Here is a 19,911-nt window from a genome sequence, read left to right as displayed (position 1 = left end):
ATGAGCTCTAAAAACCTTAAAGTTGTGGCGGTGGGCGCGGGTTACTTTAGCCAGTTTCATTATGAGGCTTGGCAGCGGGTAGTTGGTGCTGAGGTGGTGGGAAATTGCAATCGTCACATAGAGACTGCAAATGAGGTTGGCAAACGTTATGGCATCGCTCAGCAAAGTAACAACTTAGCGCAGCTTATTGAGCAAACTCAGCCAGATATCGTAGACATTATCACTCCGCCACATACTCACCTCCAACAGCTAGAAATTGTTTGTGAAGCTGGCGTTGATGCGATTATTCAAAAGCCTTTTGGTGAGTCTTTGGCGCAAGCGAAACAGCTCACCGCTATGGCGGAACAAGCTGGTATCAAGTTAATTGTGCACGAGAATTTTAGGTTTATGCCATGGTATCGAAAAATTAAACAGTTGCTTGATGACAAAGTGCTTGGGCGGCTACTCAATGTGCAATTTAATCTGCGCCCCGGCGATGGCCAAGGGCCGGAAGCTTACTTAGAGCGCCAACCTTACTTTCAGCAAATGGAAAAGTTTTTAGTGCACGAAACGGCGATTCACTTAGTTGATACCTTTCGTTACTTATTTGGTGAAGTGGAAAACGTATATGCCAGTTTGCGTAAGTGTAATCCGGTTATTGCTGGCGAAGACGCTGGCCTGATTGTGTTTGGTTTAGCAGGTCAGCTACAAGCAGTGTTTGATGGCAATCGCTTACTTGACCATAAGGCTGACAATAAGCGCACCACTATGGGAGAAATGCTGATCGAAGGTAGCCAAGCTAGCCTGCGCTTAGACGGTGATGCCAATATATTTTTGCGCAACTTTGGCGACAATAACGAGCAACAGATTGATTACTCATGGCAAGCGAAAAACTTTGGTGGGGACTGTGTTTATCAGCTTATTGAGCATGTGGTGGCGCATTATCAGCACGGAGCTGAGCTAGAAAATCTCGCCCAGCAGTATTTGCGCAATATCGAAATTGAGAATGCGATTTATCAGTCTCATCAACAACAAAAGCGAGTGAGTATTTAATGTCGCAAATTAACCAATTTAACCAGCCCTTAGTTAAGCTGGGCCAGCAGCTTACTCGGCCAGAATGCGTATTAACCAATGCCTTTGGCGATGTGTTTGTCTCGGATTTTAGAGGGGGTGTAAGTCGTATCGCAGCAAATGGTGAGCAAAGTTATTGGGGAGGAGCGCACCCAGAATTTGGCCCTTTGCAAACCAATGGTTTTGCCATGCTAGCCGATGGCAGCTTTCTTATTGCGCATTTAGGGGCTGAACAAGGCGGGGTATTTAGACTCACCAGAGATAACGCAATTTATGATTGGCTGCTGGAGGTGGATGGCGTGGCGCTGCCTCCCACTAATTTTGTTTATCTAGACCATCAAGGGCGCATTTGGATTACCGTGAGCACTCGCACTCAACCTAGAGCAGATGCTTATCGTAAAAGCTGCGATGACGGTTTTATTGTGCTGGTAGATGAGCAAGGTGCTCGCATTGTTGCCGACGGTTTGGGCTACACCAATGAGCTTTGGGTAAACCCCGAGGGGACAGAGCTATACGTAAATGCAACCTTCTCTCGCGAGCTGATTAAGTATCAAATCGTAGATAACCAGCTACGCCGTGCACAAGTCATTACACAGTTCTCTGCCGCGACCTTTCCTGATGGATTAACCATGGATATTAGTGGCAACTTGTGGGTAACCAGCATTGTGAGTAATCGGGTGATTCGAGTTAGTCCAAATGGTGAGCAGCAAATATGGTTAGAAGACTCCGACGATGAGCATCTAAGGTGGGTTGAACAAGCCTTTCAGGATGATGTTATGGGAAGGCCACATTTAGATGGCAACCCGGCTAAGCAGCTTCATAATATTTCATCTCTCGCGTTTGCCAAGGATGGCATTCTTTTAGGATGTTTATTGGGCAACAGTATCACTAAAATTAAAACAGATGTTACAGGGATTAAACCTGCACATTGGCGTTTTAAGTAGCCTTTACTGGGCTAAAGCGACTAAATTACGGGTTTATTTCAAGCTGCCAAAATCATCGCTTCGAGCTACAATTAACTGAGAGAGTATAACTAAGCTTCTGATAATTCAGGCGCTATGCTCAGTGAATTTGTAATATAGCAAGGACCGCTAAATGATTGACCAAGAACTCGCTCAACTTGAATCGGTATACCAAACCATTGTCGACTTTTTAGTGAGATACAGCTTCCAACTGGTGGGTGCAATTATCATTGTGCTACTGGGTTTATGGTTTGCCGGCAAAGTGGCTAAGTGGTTATTTAATACCCTAGAGCACAAAGGTTTAGACATCACCCTCGCCAACTTCATTGCCAATGTGGTGAAAGTGCTGTTAATTAGCATTACGGTGATCATTGCCTTAGGCAAACTGGGTATTAGCATTACTCCCTTTGTGGCCGCATTGGGTGCTATTTCTCTAGGTGCTGGCTTGGCGATTCAGGGCACTTTGTCTAATTATGGCGCGGGCTTAGCAATTATTCTAACGCGACCATTTGTGCTCAAAAACACCATTACCGTAAAGGGCTACACCGGTATTGTTGAAGAAATTAATTTAGCTACCACGGTGCTAATTAATGAAGATAACGAGCGGGTGACCATTCCTAATCGCCATATTGTGGGCGAAATACTTAAAAACACCGAACAAAACAGCTTAGTTGAAGGCGAGGTAGCGGTCGCTTATGGCAGCAATCCAGAGCAAGTTATTAGCTTAATCGAAGAGACCTTGGCGGCTATTGCCGAGGTTCAGCAAGCCCCCGCTACCAAGGTGGGCATTGATGCCTTTGCCGATAGTGGCATTAATATTAGTTATCGCTTTTGGGTGCCAACACCGTTATTTCATCAAACTAAGTTTGCCGCCAATCTGGCGGTGTTTAATGCCTTGCAACAAGCGGGTGTGCAAATACCCTTTCCACAACGCGAAGTACGTATGCTATCGGGTGAGTAATCTGCTAAGTGATTTAGTGCAAAGGAAAAAATACAGTAAATAGCCTAGAAGAACTTACTAACTTAGTTCTCATTAAGCTCGTATGGCTCTATGATTAATTTTTGACAAGATGTTGACCATGCAACCAGCATCAAAAAATCAGGGATGATCAATGAACATGCGTGAAGTGATATGGATGTTAAGTAAAAGTAAGCTTTGGGCGTTGTTGATTGGGGGGCTAGCTAGTGCCTCAATTAGCGCCTCCCCACAGTTACATTGGCAATCAAATAGCCAAGACTATTGGCAACTGTCTCGTTATCAAGATTTGCAATTTCAGCTGAGTTACCTGCCCTACTTTTCTAGGGTGAAAATGCAAACAGGACCGTTAATTATTAACGGAAACAACGGTGGTTTGTTAAATATTGACCAAGCCCTTCCTGCAAATTTAAACATCAATTATCAGGTCTGTGGTGAACAAGTTGCAGCCGACAGTATTCGTCAAGCTGTTGTGTGTACGGTTAATGATGGTGGTCGTGGCAATGTTAACCCTGAGCGAGTAGGTACATCTACTCAAGGCCGTGATCTGTTGGCTATTCGCATGGGCAACCCCAATGGTACTCGAGTAATGGTGATTACTCAGCAACATGGCAATGAGCCGGCGGGCACCGAAGCAGCCCTGAGTATTGTTCGTTGGTTAAGCACAGGTTTTGGCCGCAAAACTAAAACCATTTTAGCCAATCTAGATCTCTTAGTTTTATTGCGTGCCAACCCTGATGGCGGCGAACCGGACCCAGATAATTGCAGTTTAAATCCTATTCCGGGAACGGTGATCGATAATGACTGTGCGCTCATTCGCCAAAATGTTGATCCCATGGCGGGCGGCGCCTTTGCCGAGAATTCAGAAGCAGACTTTGTGGGCATTGTCGGCCGAGGTTACGATTTGAACCGCTATCATCATGTGACTTTAGATAAACCCATTCGCCCGTTAGAAAGCCAAGCCATGGTTGCTGCAGCATTAGCGTTTCAGCCTGGAGTTGTTCTTGATTTACACGGCGACTTACAAAAAACCGACTGCCAATTAGATTTCACCTCCATCAAGCCAGCCCAAGTATTGGGGCAGTTACCCACTGTTAACTGCTTACATGGCCAAACCGCCAATAACTTTCGATTGTTAAGTCCCTTTGCCGATGCACTTCCGGGCTCACCGCAACAGTTTTTAGCGCAAAGCTTGGCGGTGAAAGTGATGAAAAAAGTCGACCGGGTATTTGTAGGTTCAACCGGGCGCTTTTCTCAGGTACAACTTGGTGCCGGAAATATTAGCAGTGGTGCAACAGCAAATTATCAACATATTGGAGCGGCGGCTGGTGGTTGGGAGACAGTAAATTTTGTACAAGATTTACGAGCCGACGTTACAGCTGTGCATCTTGGCCAGCCGCAAATTGGCGTTAACCCAGGCCTACCGGACCCAAGCTTTCTGAGTAAACAAATCTGGATAAATCGAGTAGCCTTATTTGAAGCGCTCGCCACTTTAGCCAACTACAGCGATAATGCGCCAAGTGACAGTAGTGGGTTTTGTGACTACCCCTTAGCACAAGGCTTACAAGCAAGCTTACCGGTAGAATATTGGGGGCCACAAGCCACCAATGGCGCCGTGCTAATACCCATAGAGCCCAGCATTGGCGTACCTTTGTACATTAGCGGCAACTGCCCAGATAATCCTTTGTAAGTTCATCATTTGTTTTAGCTTTAATGCTTGTTTTTCTTAAAGGCTTATCAAGTGCTGCTAGTTTAAATAGCGGCACTTTTTTAAACCATTGCCAATCACTCAATTGCGGTAAATCATCTTTCTGTGGGTTTATTTGTCTTATTTTTTGACATAACGCTAAATAACAGCATTTTTCCTTTTTGTATGCTTGTTAACTCATTTCTTATTTGTAGCATGTTGATGTTAATGGCCTTTTTTTAGGCTAAAAACTCTAATAAAAATTACTACTTACAATAGCAAGTTTTGGAAAGGACTCTAAATATGAAGTATGCCAAGTCGAAGTTGGCTTCGCTGATCGCTGTCTCGCTTTCGCTAACCGCGTGTGGTGGAGGTGGTGGAGGCGACTCAACCCCTGTAAATGTAGCTCCCAATATTGGTGGTACGCCGCAAACGAGCATAGATGAGGGGGTAGCATTTACGTTTACTCCAACTGCCAGCGACGAAAACAACGATGAACTAACATTTTCGATTACCAACAAGCCTGCTTGGGCAAGCTTTGATGAAGCAACGGGTCAATTATCAGGAACACCCGCTCGGACAGATATTAGCGCCTATTCAGATATTGTTATTAGTGTAAGTGATGGCAGTGAAACTGCTTCTCTTGCGCCGTTTGAGCTTACGGTAAACCGGGTAATGGCTCTTAGCGGCAAAGTGATTGATGGTTATGTAGCTGGTGCGGTTGTTTTTCTTGACCTTAACCTAAATGGTCAACTTGACGAGGATGAGCCTAGCGCTATTAGTGATAATACCGGTGCTTACACCTTGGCATTAAAAGGCTCCGACATCAGCAGCTTAAAATCGGCGCCTATTCGTGCCTTGTTAGGCGAAGGAGCTACAGATATAGATACTGGTGAAGACTTCTCTGAAAATCCAGTCGTGCTTTCTGCTCCTCCATTGGTTGACTTAGATGAAAGCATTGACCCTACTGGAGCCGCGATTTCCCCGTTTACCTCTTTGGTTGTTGATGAGTTAAAAGAGAGCCTAATTTTGTTAGCTAGCGGTTCTGTAACCAGCGAACAAATTGACCAGGAGCTAATGGCTGCAAAAACCAAGGTGATTGGTGACTTAGGCTTAGATGGTGGCCTTGATGTGATTTTAGGCGACTTCTTGTCTGATGATGTTGGTGAAGCGATTAAAGAAGCCTTAGCGAAAGAGGCGATAGAGCGCACCACCGAACGCCAAGAAGCAGCTAAAAAAGAGCAAGAACTTAAACAAGATTTGGAAGATAACCAAACGGTAGAGGTTACCACCCAGCGAAGCAGTCGAAAAAACTGGATTACTGGGAAAGAAGATTACTTCCTAGTTGAACAAAGCAAAATTACTACCTTATTAGACGATGGTACGAAAAAAGTAGAGGCTGAGTCCGTTAGTTACCTCACCGATGCTAACTATAAAAGGAAGCTAGATGAGGATCAGGAAGCACTGATTTATGAAAAAGAGTCTTGGACAGAAAACTATTTAGCTGATGGGGTTTATACCGCTCATTTTTATTGGGAAACCGATTTAAACCAAGACAACCTTCGAACTTTTAAAGGGCGAGTTTATCGAGTTGGAACCCATGATGAAGCTGGTCAGCTTTCATACCTAGCATATCATGATGAGTCTTCTTCAATTGACGAAGGTGGCTATGACGATGATGAAAGCTTTGATGATATAGATATTGAAGCAGCTGTTAATGCTGGAAACCTTTCTCAAATTGAATGGGTTCAAAGAGTTACACATTCTTCTGAGACCTTAGAAAGCGGTGAACAGGTAAAAACTAGAATCAGTGAATCTTTAGATAAAGAAGAGCTAGAGCCTTACTTTAGAAGAACCCAAGTGACCACCTCTTTTGCTGACGGCTCTGTTTCGAATGAGGAGCTGAGAGATTCTTCAGCAGATGGAACGATAAATGACTATACCAAAGAAACGCTAACGCCAAACGGTGAAAGAGAGTTCACTAAGCGAGGTAGTGTTTATACTTGTTGCATCAATGGTGTATTTGAAGAGTATGCGCAATACCGTTGGGATAGAGGTGAGCTTACTAATTATTGGGAAGATTACCAAGAATCAAGCAAAGTAGTTGATGGCTTAAAGGTATCTGAAGGTTCTGGTGGGCGTTATGTATATAGCAATGACACCAGGATGGCTGAATTAGGTTCTGATGGCCAAGCTATTAAGTTTCAGGATTGGAAATATACGACAACAGATCTATCTGACACCCTAAGTTTAGAGTTTAACGAGTATCACCACTACGGCTTGGATAACTATTCATTTACTAAAGAAGAGCCTGGCCAAGCAGTTAAAGTTTGGGAGAAAGGAGCTTCGGGTTTGTGGCTTGGCCATGACTACCCTGAATGGAACTCTACGAATATCGAGGAACTCGATAGTAAAATTAAAGCCGCCTTAGATAGTGGCTTATCTTACGCTGAAATTGATGAAAGTGTGGTTGCAGGCTTGAGTGCTTATAACGTACTGCGTTTTAGCGATAGTTTTGTTTACCAAGAAAATGGCGAAGTAAGAACGTGGTTCTTAGTCAACCAGTTTGAAGGGGAGTGGGAGCTACAAGAGACAGGTTTAGAACAGCTACCGAACGGCTGGCGCTTTAACGTTGTCCCTGGTGGAATGATCGTTGAGCTGGATACCAGTGGTAACGATTATTCACGTAACAATTATACCTCAGTGCCGTTGGTTGATGCTGATGTTGATACGGGTTACTTCGAATCTCAAATGTATTGGGATCCGAATCAAACGTTTTATGGCTATTTAGATCAAGCAGAAGCTCAAGCTAAATTGGATGCGCTTATTGCTGAAGAGATCGCCAGAGAAGCTGCGATGCCGCGTGAGCAAGTGAGCGTGTTATTTATTCTTCCTAGCGAGCAAACCGCTGGCTTAAACCAAGCTGAATTAGAGGCGCTATATGCAAGCTATAGCCTGCGAGCTGAAAATGCTGGCATATGTAATAGCTTAACCAAAGCTTATTCCGACAAAAGCGCTGTAGGTGAGACTATATCGCTTAGCTCGGTTGACGTGCAGGGCGCAGTGTTCAATGTTGATATTTACACTGAGGTGGGCGACGGCTGTTTTGAGTTTGATGTAGTAAAAGATAACGGCTCGGTATTTGCTGTAAGCCCATTAACCTTTGAGCGTGATAAGTACGCCATAGCGGAAACTACCGTAGATAGTGACGTTGTTGATTTTGTTGGCCGATATGTAAACCATGCAAGTTGTGATTTGGAGCCATTGGATGAATTGGGTCCGCTTCAACAGGAAGTGTACATACGAGGGACGTTTGATGGCGGTGAAGATGCCACTGCATTTCTTGATAGCCACAAACTGAACTATGTTGGTAACAATACTTATCAAGCTAAAGTCTTTGCTGATGTTTTTCAATATTTTGACTTTAAAATTTCTACATTAGATGAAAACCTAGAATTTACTTCGCTGTTTCATTCATCTGATTATCGTGGAGATGGCAGCCCTGAACAAACTGAGTTGCATATACTAGCTTCTCCTGAAGGACTAAGTTCAATGTCTTTCGGCAACAGCGATATTCCGGGTGTTTATTTAGTCGCTATTGAACTAAATGCTAACTTGGACAAAGGAGCTATCTCAGTTTCAGCTTGTGAAGACGGTACGCTGTCAAATGTAGAAAGCACTACTGGCCCAGTGTTGATGTCAGATACGGAGAACTTTGAAGAGTATTCGCATTATGTTTATAGCTCACCATGGCAGCTTACGGACTATTGGTCAGAGAATACCCTAGCCAAGAAAGTTGAGAATGGAGAAATCGTTACCGAGCAAAGTGGTAAACGCTATGTTATTAACAGCAGCAAAAACGCTGCAGAACTAGATGCTTCAGGGGAGCGCATAGAGTTTAATAATTGGCAATCTACTGAGACTCAAATAAGCGAATCGCTATCCATCAACAGAACCATTTATCAACATTTTGCTTTGGATGACTATAGCTTCACCTTGTCGGCTGATAACGCTGGGCAATCGGTAAGAGTATGGGAGAAGGGCAACACTGGCATTTGGGTTGGTCACGATTACGGAGAGTGGAATAGTCAAGATGTAACAGACTTAGCTGGTAAAGTGAGAGCAGCCATGGATGAGGGTAAGTCTTATGCTGAGATTGATAGCTCGGTGATTCCAGCTTTAGATGCATATAATAATCTGCAGCTGAATGAGAGCCTTATTGTTGATGAATTTGGCCTAGAGCGAATGTGGTATCTAGTGAATGAGTTTGATAACCAAGGCTGGGAAGTTACCACTACTACCTTAACAAGCTTGCCAAATGGCTGGGAGTTTCATGCGAAAGCTGGCGTTTTATTCCTCAAGCAATCTGGTTTCCAAAATATCATTCCAATCACTGCTGCTGATTCGGATAACGGTTCTTTTGAAGCGAAAACGGGTTGGGATGCCGGAGATACTACTTTCTATGGTTTCTTAGATTCAGCCAGTGCCGACGCCAAGTTGCTGGAGTTAAGTCCTCCTTAGGTTTTAGGTTTCATATGACCCGTCCTGATATGGGTTGACTCTGATTGACAAAAGGCGCACACCAGCGCCTTTTTTATTGGCAAACAGCATTGCGTTCATTGACGCTCATCCGCTTATGAGTCAGCTGTGTAAGCGCAATACTGTGCAAATAATGGCTTTGCGGTGACTAAGGGGAAAAGGCATTGGAGGTGGGTTGATATCATCAAAAAACAGAGCTTAAAAGAGCAAGCTTAGTTACTTGTACTAGCTCTTAACTTGCCGCAACTACCTTATTGCGGCCGCCTTCTTTGGCTTGATATAAAGCTTCGTCGGCACGTTTTATCCATTGCTCTAAGAAGCCAGAGTTTATTTCGGCTACGCCAAAAGAGCTGGTTATGCGTGTTTCTTCGCTTAGGATGGTGTTTTCGATACTTTGGCGAAGGTGTTCAGCTAGTGCGCAGGCTCCTTTTAGCCGGGTATGGGTGCATACCACCAAAAACTCTTCACCGCCCCAGCGGGCTAAGTAATCGCCTTCTCTAATTTGCTGGCGCACCAAATTTGCTAGATTAACCAGTACTTTGTCGCCTTCGTCGTGGCCGTATTGGTCATTGATTTTTTTGAAGTGGTCTATGTCGAATAAGACGATACTAGCAGGCATACCAATTTCAGCGTATTCGATAATGATGTCGCCAAAAATACTGCTTAAACCGGCGCGATTAAAGCAGCTGGTAAGCGGGTCGGTTTTGGCCATAAATTCGTAGTTATCACGCTCAATGCTCAGGTAGCTATTGATTTTATTTAGCTCTAGCGCGTGTTTATTTGATTGCTGGTGTTGCTCTTTTACCCCACGGGTCACACTGAAAAAAGCGTAAGTAATACTGACTAACCAGATCCCCAACAAGGCTAAATACAAATCTTTGGCTTGCAACCATTTGCCAGAAAACTGGACTGAATGGAGCGATAACTCGATATTTTTATCCAGAGTATTGTCACCAGTGAGCAAGCTAATGTAGGTGATCCTAGCATCTTGCTGCGAGTGTTGATTTTCACCCTGAGCAAACTGCCACCAAGAGGGCTGATATAAGCTATCTACATCTATGCTGTAACTCGCGCGCCCTTGCTTGGGCAAAATACTTTGTTGGTATAGGTGTAAATGTTTTGCATTGTGTTGAGTAAACACCTGTAGCCAAATGGAATCTGGTGCGGTGCTTTGAAAGGACAGGTTTAGTTGGATGTTTTCAAAGTTGGCCAGAGTGATGCCCGCTTGATTATTTTCCACTAACTTTAACTGCAAAGCACAGGCATCGGGTTGCTGGCTATTGGAGATATTGCAAAATAGCGTGGCTTTGTTTTGTTGGCGCAATAACAAGCCTTTGCCAACACGACCATCGGCGAGCTGAGTAGAAAGAGAGATGGGGGATTCTTCGTTTAGTGAGTAATTAAGGTGTCGCTCCATGCCTAGGTACTGCCAAAGCACCAATCCCAAAGAGATCAGAAATAGTACCGGGTAATAAATGTCGCGTTGTTGCTGATTCATAGTGTGCTTTAGCGTGGACAGAACAAAAACTTTACCTTGGTATTATTCACTAAATCCATGCTTTATAAAGGGTTGTACTACGCAATTATAAGAATATCTCTATTTGCAAATTCCATATACAGCACAAATTTAGGGTTTTAGTTCTCAAGATTTATGCAACGTGACGCCAAAATGGGATTGTTGTTTTGTTGAGTTTGCGCAATCAGCGTGGCTCTTTGGCATTCTAGAGGGCTAACCGGATGAAGCTTGTCCCAAGCTTGCATTAACTTGCGTTGACTGCTGCTCATGGTAAATCGGCTATAAGTGGCATCCATGTATAAATAACTGCGTGCTATTGGCCCTCGCGAGGATTCAGGCGGTTGTACTTTACGGTTCTCTATACGCATATCGCAGCTACCAAAACTAGATTGCTGAGTACTTAACATAGTGAAGTTGTAGTTAGAGCGCGCAGCATTTACCGCGCCAATAGCCGGATACAGGTTGTACATGTCGGCTTGCATTAAGCGGTATTCTGCATTGGTTTTTTCTGCACAGCGCCTGCCCTTGTAGGCTTTGCCTTTTGAATTGACACATTTGGGGTGGCCTTCACGCCACTCAGTAAAGTTGCGGCCAAAGTTCTCTGCTGGCACAACGTGCTCGGCCTCGTAACGTCTTAATCGGTTAAGATATTTGCCGGTAGCAAAACCAGAATTAAGTGTGACATTTTTATTCTCATCAAACTTAGCCTCGCAATACAGTGTTTTACGGGTACTTGGCTCTGCGTATACCTGTTGCAGTAAAAGTCGCTTGGCGGTGGTAAATGATTCAATGCTTTGATTGCCATTAGCAAGCGCAAGAGAAGGTAAGGAAAGGGCAAACAATAAGGCATAGCTGGCTAGGCTACGTAGGGCTGTTTTTAAGTACATCTTAATCTTATAAATAACCGTAAAAAAACAGCCCAAAATTTAGCATGCGGCTAGGTCGTACAGCTAACTATCAATAACTGTGTTCAGCTTTGTTTGATTGCTGGGGGTTTATTGACAAAAAAAGTAAAAAAACTTACTTGGCTTTGAAAGCGTTTTCTATCAGGCACTGCCTAGCTCGGGCGTATTTAGCTGATTTTCTGGCTTTTTTGCAAAGTTTCAAAGGGCGCGCTAGGTCACAAAAATCTCATTCAGGCTGAACTATCTTTGAGCCGTTTTGCCCTTGTTAGGGCAGCTAATCTGCCAGAGCCCATTAAGTAGTAGGAAGACTTACTGGCAGCAAACCAAACACAACAAGGATATGTTGTAGATGATTTTATTCAGCGGGTGGACAAAGCATTCAGCAGTAGTGGCTGGATCGCTTCTCTTAACGGCGTGTTATAACGTTGGCGGAGAAGTAGAGGGCTTAAACGGCAAGTTAAGCCTACAGTTAAACGAGAAAAAACCATTGGCCATCACTCAAGATGGTCCTTTTGTATTTAAAACTAAATTACCAGCGGAGCAAGCCTTTACCGTTGCGGTTGTTGACGAGCCGATGACGCAATCTTGTACGGTTACCCCCGAACAAGACGTGATGGCCGAACAAGACTACATGCAGCTTATTGTTGCCTGTGTCGACAAGCCTTGGGAGCCGCATTTCCCACCTGTTGCTAACCCCAATATTGACCTTACGCCGCCAACAGAGTTAGCACTGGCTGGCCCAAATCAGCTGCGTTTGAACTATATTGACCCAGCAGCAGCCACTCGTGAAGATGCTGCTGCGGATTACGCCTCGTGGTCGCTTCATTTATGGAACAACGCTGCTTGTGATGCCATTGCTGAGTCGGCATTGAATACCGAATGGGCCGATCAATCTCTGGTACCAGCAGGTTATGATCAATATGGTCCCTACTGGGAAGTGGACTTAAATAAAGAGTCTGGCTGTGCCAACGTGATTATTCGTGACGGTAGCCTTTCTAAGTTAATTGATGCCGATCTAGCTATTTCTTTTGACCAGTTCACCGATCGCAGCGTGAGCGTTATTCAAGGTAATAGCCAAGTATTTGATAGCCGCGAAGAGGCTTGGAATACTAACCCTCCTGGTTTGGGCATTATTAATGCCTCGGCCCACTTGGTTGATGCAAACACCTTGGTATGGGCAGACGCTATTGCTGCAGATTATGTACGTTTGTACTCATCTGCCGATGGCAGCTTTACGGTAAATAGTGATGGCACTGTAGATGGCGCTTACCAAATGGTGATGTTAGAGCCGGGCCAAGTGAGTGATGAAGCGCAAGCCGCCTTCCCTCACCTAGACTTTAGCTCTGCTTATCAACTACCAGATGATGCAGACCTAAAGAGCTTGCTGAAAGGCGAAGTGGTTGCGATGGCGCTTACCGCCGAAGGTTATGTGTATAAAACTACCGAGGTGCAGTTTGCTGGCGCGTTAGATAGCTTATATGCCGCGGCCAATGATGATGCTGTTCAGCTAGGCGTAAGCCCTAGCCAAAAAGGTTATCAATTCCAACTTTGGGCACCAACGGCTCAATCGGTAACTCTGCAAACTTACAACAAACGTAAAAAAGCCAAGCGTGCTTATCCCATGGAGTGGCAAGCAGACTTAGGTACCTGGTTGGTTGATACGCGAGTTAAGCACGGCCAATATTATCGCTACGTGGTAGAGGTTTATCACCCAGCTTCTGGTGAAGTAGAAACGCTAGAGGTAACCGACCCCTACTCGCTAAGTTTGGCGACTAACTCTCTGTATTCACAAGTTGTTGATTTAGAACACCGTAAAACCAAGCCAGCCGGTTGGGATTCTCACGTGGTGCCCGAGCTGCCGATGACTAACATGAGCATTTACGAAGCTCATGTACGTGACTTTAGTGCGCATGATCTATCAACTAGTGAAGAAAACCGTGGTAAGTACCTAGCCTTTACCGAGCTAGATTCTGCGCCAATGCAGCACCTTGCCGAGTTAAAACAAGCTGGCCTTACTCACCTACACTTGTTGCCTGCTTTTGACATTGCCACCGTTGAAGAAGGCGAGAAGCGCCGTGTTGAAATTAGCGACACTGTAGGCAAGTTATGTAGTATTCAGCCAGACAATGCCTTGTGTGGCGTTGAATCTAATGGTGCGGTGATTGCCGACTTATTAGAAGCCTGTGACCCTAGCACCCAATGTGCCGACGACATTGTTGACTCATTACGCTGGTTAGACGGCTTTAACTGGGGTTACGACCCATTCCACTTTGGCGCGCCAGAAGGCAGCTATGCCAGTAACCCAGATGGTTTTGCGCGAATTAAAGAATTCCGCGCCATGGTGCAGTCGGTGCACGAAATGGGTTTACGGGTAGCCATGGACGTGGTGTATAACCACACTAATGCCTCTGGCCTAAACGATAAATCAGTGCTGGATAAAGTGGTTCCTGGTTATTACCAGCGTCGCAATGCCATTACTGGTGCGGTAGAAACCTCTACCTGTTGTGATAATACTGCCACCGAACATGCCATGATGGCCAAATTGATGAAAGACACTTTGGTTATTTGGACGCGTGATTACGGCATCGATGCCTTCCGCTTTGACCTCATGGGTCATCAGCCTTTAGCGGCCATGGAAGAATCATTAGCGGCGGTTAAAGCGGCAGATCCAGACAACTACTTCTACGGTGAAGGTTGGAATTTTGGTGAAGTACAAAACGATGCTCGTTTTGTTCAAGCAACCCAGCTTAACTTAGCTGGAACCGGCATTGGTTCATTCTCTGATCGGATGCGCGATGTAGTTCGTGGCGGCAGCCCATTTGATAGCGCCGAAGCGATTCGCGGTTCTCAAGGTTTAGCCAATGGCTTATTCCATGATCCCAATGAGCTAAATGCCAGTGATGAAGCCACCAAGCTAGTATTGTTACAGCATACCGACATAGCACGGGTTGAGCTGGCAGGCTTGTTGTCTAGCTTTAAGCTCATCGATGCCAATGACCAAGTGGTTACGGGTAGCGAAGTTGACTATAACGGCCAACCAGCTGGTTATACAGCCTCTCCTTTAGAGGCTGTGTCTTACGTGTCTAAGCACGACAACCAAACACTGTGGGACATTAACCAATACAAATTGCCAAGCGGTATGAGCCCTAGCGATCGCGTGCGTGCGCAAAGCTTTGCTTTGAGCTTCCCGCTATTAGGCCAAGGCGTACCATTTATTCACATGGGCTCTGATGTTCTTCGTTCTAAATCTATGGAGCGAGACAGCTACGACTCGGGAGATTGGTACAACAAGGTAGATTTCACTGCTCAAGACAATAACTGGAATGTGGGGCTTCCACGCTACGGCAAAGATGGTCTTGATGGTAACTACCCACTAATTGGCCAGATTATCGCAGACCCAAGCACCGATGTAGCAGCTGGGGACATTGCCCAAGCTAAAGCGGTGTTTAACGAGTACCTAGCACTGCGTAACGCCACACCATTAATTGGTTTGGGTAGCGCCGAGGCGATTACTAGTCGTGTGGATTACCACAACATGGGTAGCGCGCAAACGCCGGGCTTAATCTTGATGTCGGTGAATGACGGTGTTGGCCTTGAAGATCTTGATGCTAGCTACGACGCTATCTTAATCGCCTTTAACGCTGGTGCTGATCTTGTTGGTTTTGATACTGGCATGGCCGGTTTAGAGCTACACCCTAGCCAAGTGCAGTCGGTGGATTCTGTACTAGCCTCGGCAAGTGTTAACGGCACTGCGATTAACGTACCTGCCTACAGCACCGTAGTATTTGTTCTGCCACAAGGTAATGAGCAAGGAGTGGGTATTCCGGTTACTGATAAGTACGACCCAGCCCAACCTACCTTTGGTGACACCGTGGTGTACCTGCGTGGTAGCATGAATGGCTGGTCTACCGACAATCCACTAGAGTACGTCTATGACGGTGAATACAGTGCATTAGCTGACTTAGTGGCGGGCAGCTACGAGTTCAAATTTGCCGATGCAGATTGGGGCGGGCAAGGGGTTAACTACGGTGGCTTTAGTGCTGTGGTTGCTCAAGGTTCGTTGCCAATTGTTACCGGTGCTGACAACCTAAGTGTGACCATTGCAGAAGATGGCCAATACTTGATTAGCTTTGCCGTAGACAAGGCTGACCCAAGCATCGCAACGGTAAGCATTACTTCCCAAGTTGAAGAAGCACCCTATGGCGATACAGCGGTATTACTGCGCGGTGACATGAATGGTTGGGACGAGAGCTTACCATTTAGCTACATTGGCAGTGGTATTTACAGCCAAACCCTTAATCTTGCTGCGGGTGATTATGGCTTTAAGTTAGCCAGTGCCGATTGGAGTACGGTTAACTTGGGCGGTGGTTTAGCCTTAGTGGCTGGTGGCGAAAGCGTAACCCTGCAGCCGGGTAGCAACGACAACCTAAGCTTGAGCGTAGCTACAAGCTCAGATTATACCTTTACGCTTAATGCGTCTGATATTGCAGCACCTAGTCTATCGGTAAGTTTTGCAGATGTTGGTGCAGTGTGTAGCGAGCTAGCTACCGTGGCGGAAGACGGTCCACTTGCTGAAGCCTTAGCCATTCGTGGTGAAAACTCAGATTGGGCTTGGGACGCGGCCTACGCTTTTAGTCATAAAGGTAATGGTCTTTATCAGGCGGTGGCTGACTTTAGCGGCACCTTCATGTTCAAGCTGGCCACCGACGATTGGGGCACCCAGTATTTTGTGGTGGAAGACGACAGCTTGATTGAGCTTGAAACCGATGTTGAGTACCTTGCAGTAAGTGGTGACGCAGGCTTAAGCAATAACAGCATTACCCTTAGTGAAGGTCGTTACGCCTTTAACTTAGACGTATCGGGTGACCAAGCGACTTTAAATGTGTGTGAAATTGGCACGGTTAAAACCGAGATCCCAGAGCCAGTAGTCGCCGATGGAAAAGCGCTAATTAGCTTTGTTGATGCCGAATCGCCAGTGGCTGACCCTGCCACTAAATACGCTAGTTGGTCACTGTACATTTGGAATGATGCCAGCTGTAGTGCAGCCGATCCAAGCATGACACTAGACTGGGCCGATCAAAGCATCGCACCCGCGGGTGTTGATGAATACGGCCCTTACTGGGAAGTAGACCTAGCCACATTAGACGGTTGTTTCAACTACATCATTCGTGATGGCGGGTTAAACAAGGTGGTAGAGGCTGATTTACAACTCAACCTCACTAACTACCCTGAGCGTGCTGTTGCGGTTATTGCCGATGGTCGCGAATATGCTACTCGCCTACTAGCGTTCGAGGGCTATAGCGAAGAGCCTGGGTATGACTACCTTGCCTTCCAATGTGCTGCCGAAGATCAAGCTAAGTTTAACGACTTGCGTATTTACCAAGTAATGACCGAAGCCTTTATCGACGGTGACAGTAATGCAGATTACGGCACTGGTTATGGCAGCAGCCACCATAAAGGTGATTTGCAAGGCATTATCGATTCCTTAGATTACATTCAATCACTGGGTATGAATGCCGTTTGGCTTACGCCTGTGTTTGAGACAGTAGCGGTTGACGGCCAAGAGCACTGGATAGATCGCTTAGATGCAACAGGTTACTTTGCTACTAACTACTTCAATATCGACCCTAATTTTGGTGATATGCAGTTAGCTAAAACCCTGGTTGATGAAGCTCACGCCCGCGGCATGTATGTATTCTTCGATGGTGTATTTGGTCACTTTAAATCAAATGCCCAAGACTACGCATCGCCAAACGGCCTAGCAGTTACCGAAACAGGGCCTGCACAAGGTAGCCTTGGCCGCCGATCTGAGTATCCAGAAGATTTGGCCTTCTTTAAAGAAGTCGCCAAGTTCTGGATCGAAGAACTAAAAATTGATGGCTGGCGCTTAGACCAAGCTTATCAAGTACCGGTAGGTGCGTGGGGCGAAATCCGCCAAGCGGTGGCTGAAGCTTCGCAAGGTGTAAGCTACCAGATGAATGGCGAAACCGTTAATCCACTGGGTTACATGGTTGCCGAAATCTGGTCAGGCGAAGACCAAATTGCCGAAACCGGCTACGGAACCAATGAGCAACACGGTTTATGTAGCGCCTTCGACTTCCCTGGTCGTTACCGCGTAGTGCAAAACTTTGCTGCTCAAGAAGATGGCTTCTTCTTTACCGATGCCTCTACACTTGCAGGTATATTTGATACCCATGCAATATACCCAGAGCACGCCATCCCCAACTTGATGATTACCAACCACGATGTAGTTCGCTTTGGTGATTTACTGCAACGTGCTGGTATTGCCGAGCCTAGTGATGCCGAGTACTGGCAACGTCACAAAGCGGCTTATGCCTTCTTAGCTGCTTACACTGGCCCTATTACCTTGTATTACGGTGACGAGATTGGTGATGAAGTGGCTAACTTTGCTGATAGGTTAGATTGTGCAAGTGATGGCGGCGTTGGAGCAATTGCAGGTTTGTGTGATGACCACGTATCTCGTTCTAGCGGTAAAGTGGAAGGATTAGCCAGCGAGCAAGGCGGTGAAGTATTTACCGCTAATGCCCAACAAGCTGAGCTTCGCGACTACATCGCCGAACTTATGCAGCTTCGTGCAAGTTATCCTGCGCTTAGCCAAGGTGAACGCTTAAGTGTATTGAGTGTTGGTGAGTTATACGTCGATATTAAGAGCCTAGGTGAACAGCAAGTTCTCTATATTGCTAATATGGCCGCGACAACTCAATTGGCAGTATTGCCACCAGAGTACATGGGATTGGGTAATCACAATACTTTCCAAGACCTGCAAAGCAATGAGCAATACGCATTTGCTGCTGGAATTGTTGAGATAGAGCTAGCGCCATTTGAAGCTAAGTTCCTATTGGTGGGTGGTGAAGAGCCTGCTCAGCCTTACAGCGAAACCGTATATCTACGCGGAGATTTGAATGGCTGGGATACTAGCCTTGCCTTTGAATTTAAAGGTGCAGATACCTACGATGTGAGCGTGACCTTCCCTGCTGGAACCACTGAGTTCAAGTTAGCTGATGCTAATTGGGCAAATCTCAACTTTGGTGCGGGCGTAGATGGCGCTGAGCTGGAGGCTGCAAGCTTTAAAACTCTTGCTTCTGGTGGCGGAAACTTGAGCATTACGCTTACAGAGGCGACTCCTCTAGTACTAATTTTGGATGCGAAAGATCCAGCTAATCCGGTCCTGATTGTAGAAGCTGATTTAGCCTATGCTCCTTACCAATATACGCCAGTTTACCTACGTGGTGACATGAATGGCTGGGCCGCTGGCCCAGATAGCCAAATGCTTTATCATGGTAGCGGTAAATACGAGATTACTGTGCAGTTAGACGCGCAAACTTACTTGTTCAAATTAGCCGATCCAGACTGGACTAGCATTAACCTCGGTGGTGGTACAGAAACGCTGGTAAACCCAGAGTTACCGCTGCAACTGATCGACGGTGGAGCAAACTTAAGCTTTACCCCAGCAGCGGCAGGTAGCTATGACTTTGTACTAGATGCCTCCGACCCAGCGGCAATAAGCCTAACGGTGCGTTAGTACCTAACACTTAAGATCTAAAAAGCCGCTTTAAAGCGGCTTTTTTATTTGCAGCTACGGCAGTGGTATCAACAGCTGTGTTTAATCGTATATAAGCACTAAACATCGCATTACTATTTTCTAGTAAGCCTCCAGCAAGCCTAGTGTTACTCGGCGTCTTTATCTAGCTCTTGCTCTGCGTTAGCGATTATATCGTCAAGGTCTGACGATTCTTCCACATCTGGCCTTTCTGGGCGATTGGCAGGTTTTGCCATAATCTCTAAGTAAAACGATGGCAATTGCTGCAGCTCGGCTTTATCCATACAAGCGTTAATCTGCGAAACATGGATCTCTTCTGCTTCTTCTTGAGTTGGGCCGTACTTACAATCAAAGGCCCAAAAATCGGCACCGGCAGGCAAGGTTTTGTTCTTCTCGCGGCGAATATATTTTTTAGCATCATGCTTAGCGGCTTCAACAATGCGCGCTAATTTAAGCTTGGGGTGAGTAAGCGGATAAGTCTTTTTCATAATAATCCTAGAAAACTGCCGAAAGTAGCAAAGGGAGGCACACTGTAATGATTCTAGGCTATAGAGCAAGGTTTAATCGAGATTGTTTGCAAAAGCACAGCATAGCCGAGGTTAAAAGCAACAAAGCCTCCTTGAGTAAGAGGCTTTGAGGCTATGACTATAATTAGTTTATTCGAGGTTTTGGATCTGAACGTGTTTTTGTTGTGTAAGATTTTGATTTTATAGCC

At 45.7% G+C, this 19,911-nt stretch carries 9 protein-coding genes; 6 read left to right on the top strand and 3 right to left on the bottom strand.

What is annotated here, in order from left to right:
- The 5 genes from LQZ07_RS23980 to LQZ07_RS23960 all read left to right on the top strand — a co-directional run bounded on the left by LQZ07_RS23980 (position 1) and on the right by LQZ07_RS23960 (position 9,196).
- Positions 1-1,032: a Gfo/Idh/MocA family protein gene (locus LQZ07_RS23980; protein ID WP_152785192.1), complete on the top strand. Its 1,032-nt coding sequence runs from the start codon at positions 1-3 to the stop codon at positions 1,030-1,032.
- A complete protein-coding gene (locus tag LQZ07_RS23975) occupies positions 1,032-1,994 on the top strand; it encodes an SMP-30/gluconolactonase/LRE family protein (protein ID WP_152785194.1) in 963 nt (320 codons plus the stop codon). The genes LQZ07_RS23980 and LQZ07_RS23975 overlap by 1 nt, the downstream gene beginning before the upstream one ends.
- Positions 1,995-2,145: 151 nt before the next feature.
- Positions 2,146-2,973, top strand: coding sequence for a mechanosensitive ion channel family protein (locus tag LQZ07_RS23970; protein ID WP_152785229.1), 828 nt, complete (start codon positions 2,146-2,148; stop codon positions 2,971-2,973).
- A gap of 151 nt (positions 2,974-3,124) precedes the next feature.
- Entirely contained in the window at positions 3,125-4,678 is a 1,554-nt protein-coding gene (locus tag LQZ07_RS23965; protein WP_152785231.1) for a M14 family zinc carboxypeptidase, read from the top strand.
- Positions 4,679-4,978: 300 nt separating this feature from the next.
- Entirely contained in the window at positions 4,979-9,196 is a 4,218-nt protein-coding gene (locus tag LQZ07_RS23960; protein WP_152785233.1) for a putative Ig domain-containing protein, read from the top strand.
- Between the two features lie 250 nt (positions 9,197-9,446).
- Here the strand turns inward: LQZ07_RS23960 and LQZ07_RS23955 are convergent, their stop codons facing one another.
- The gene (locus LQZ07_RS23955; RefSeq protein ID WP_152785235.1) at positions 9,447-10,712 is read right to left on the bottom strand and encodes a GGDEF domain-containing protein; all 1,266 of its coding nucleotides are present in this window, start codon (positions 10,710-10,712) and stop codon (positions 9,447-9,449) included.
- Between the two features lie 137 nt (positions 10,713-10,849).
- Positions 10,850-11,617 (bottom strand): endonuclease, encoded by a 768-nt coding sequence (locus tag LQZ07_RS23950; RefSeq protein WP_152785237.1) that lies wholly within the window; start codon positions 11,615-11,617, stop codon positions 10,850-10,852.
- Positions 11,618-11,984: 367 nt separating this feature from the next.
- On the opposite strand from LQZ07_RS23950, the gene pulA reads away from it, so the two are divergent.
- Positions 11,985-19,178, top strand: a complete 7,194-nt coding sequence (gene pulA / locus LQZ07_RS23945) for a pullulanase-type alpha-1,6-glucosidase (protein WP_152785239.1) — start codon at positions 11,985-11,987, stop codon at positions 19,176-19,178.
- Positions 19,179-19,324: 146 nt separating this feature from the next.
- Here pulA and LQZ07_RS23940 read toward each other — a convergent pair whose 3' ends face one another.
- Positions 19,325-19,684: a DUF6172 family protein gene (locus tag LQZ07_RS23940; protein WP_016400163.1), complete on the bottom strand. Its 360-nt coding sequence runs from the start codon at positions 19,682-19,684 to the stop codon at positions 19,325-19,327.
- Positions 19,685-19,911: the final 227 nt, after the last annotated feature.

Origin of the sequence: Agarivorans sp. B2Z047, from assembly GCF_023373605.1 — a bacterium.
GTDB classification, from domain to species: Bacteria; Pseudomonadota; Gammaproteobacteria; order Enterobacterales; family Celerinatantimonadaceae; genus Agarivorans; species Agarivorans albus.
This window is presented reverse-complemented; position numbering and strand designations above follow the sequence as displayed.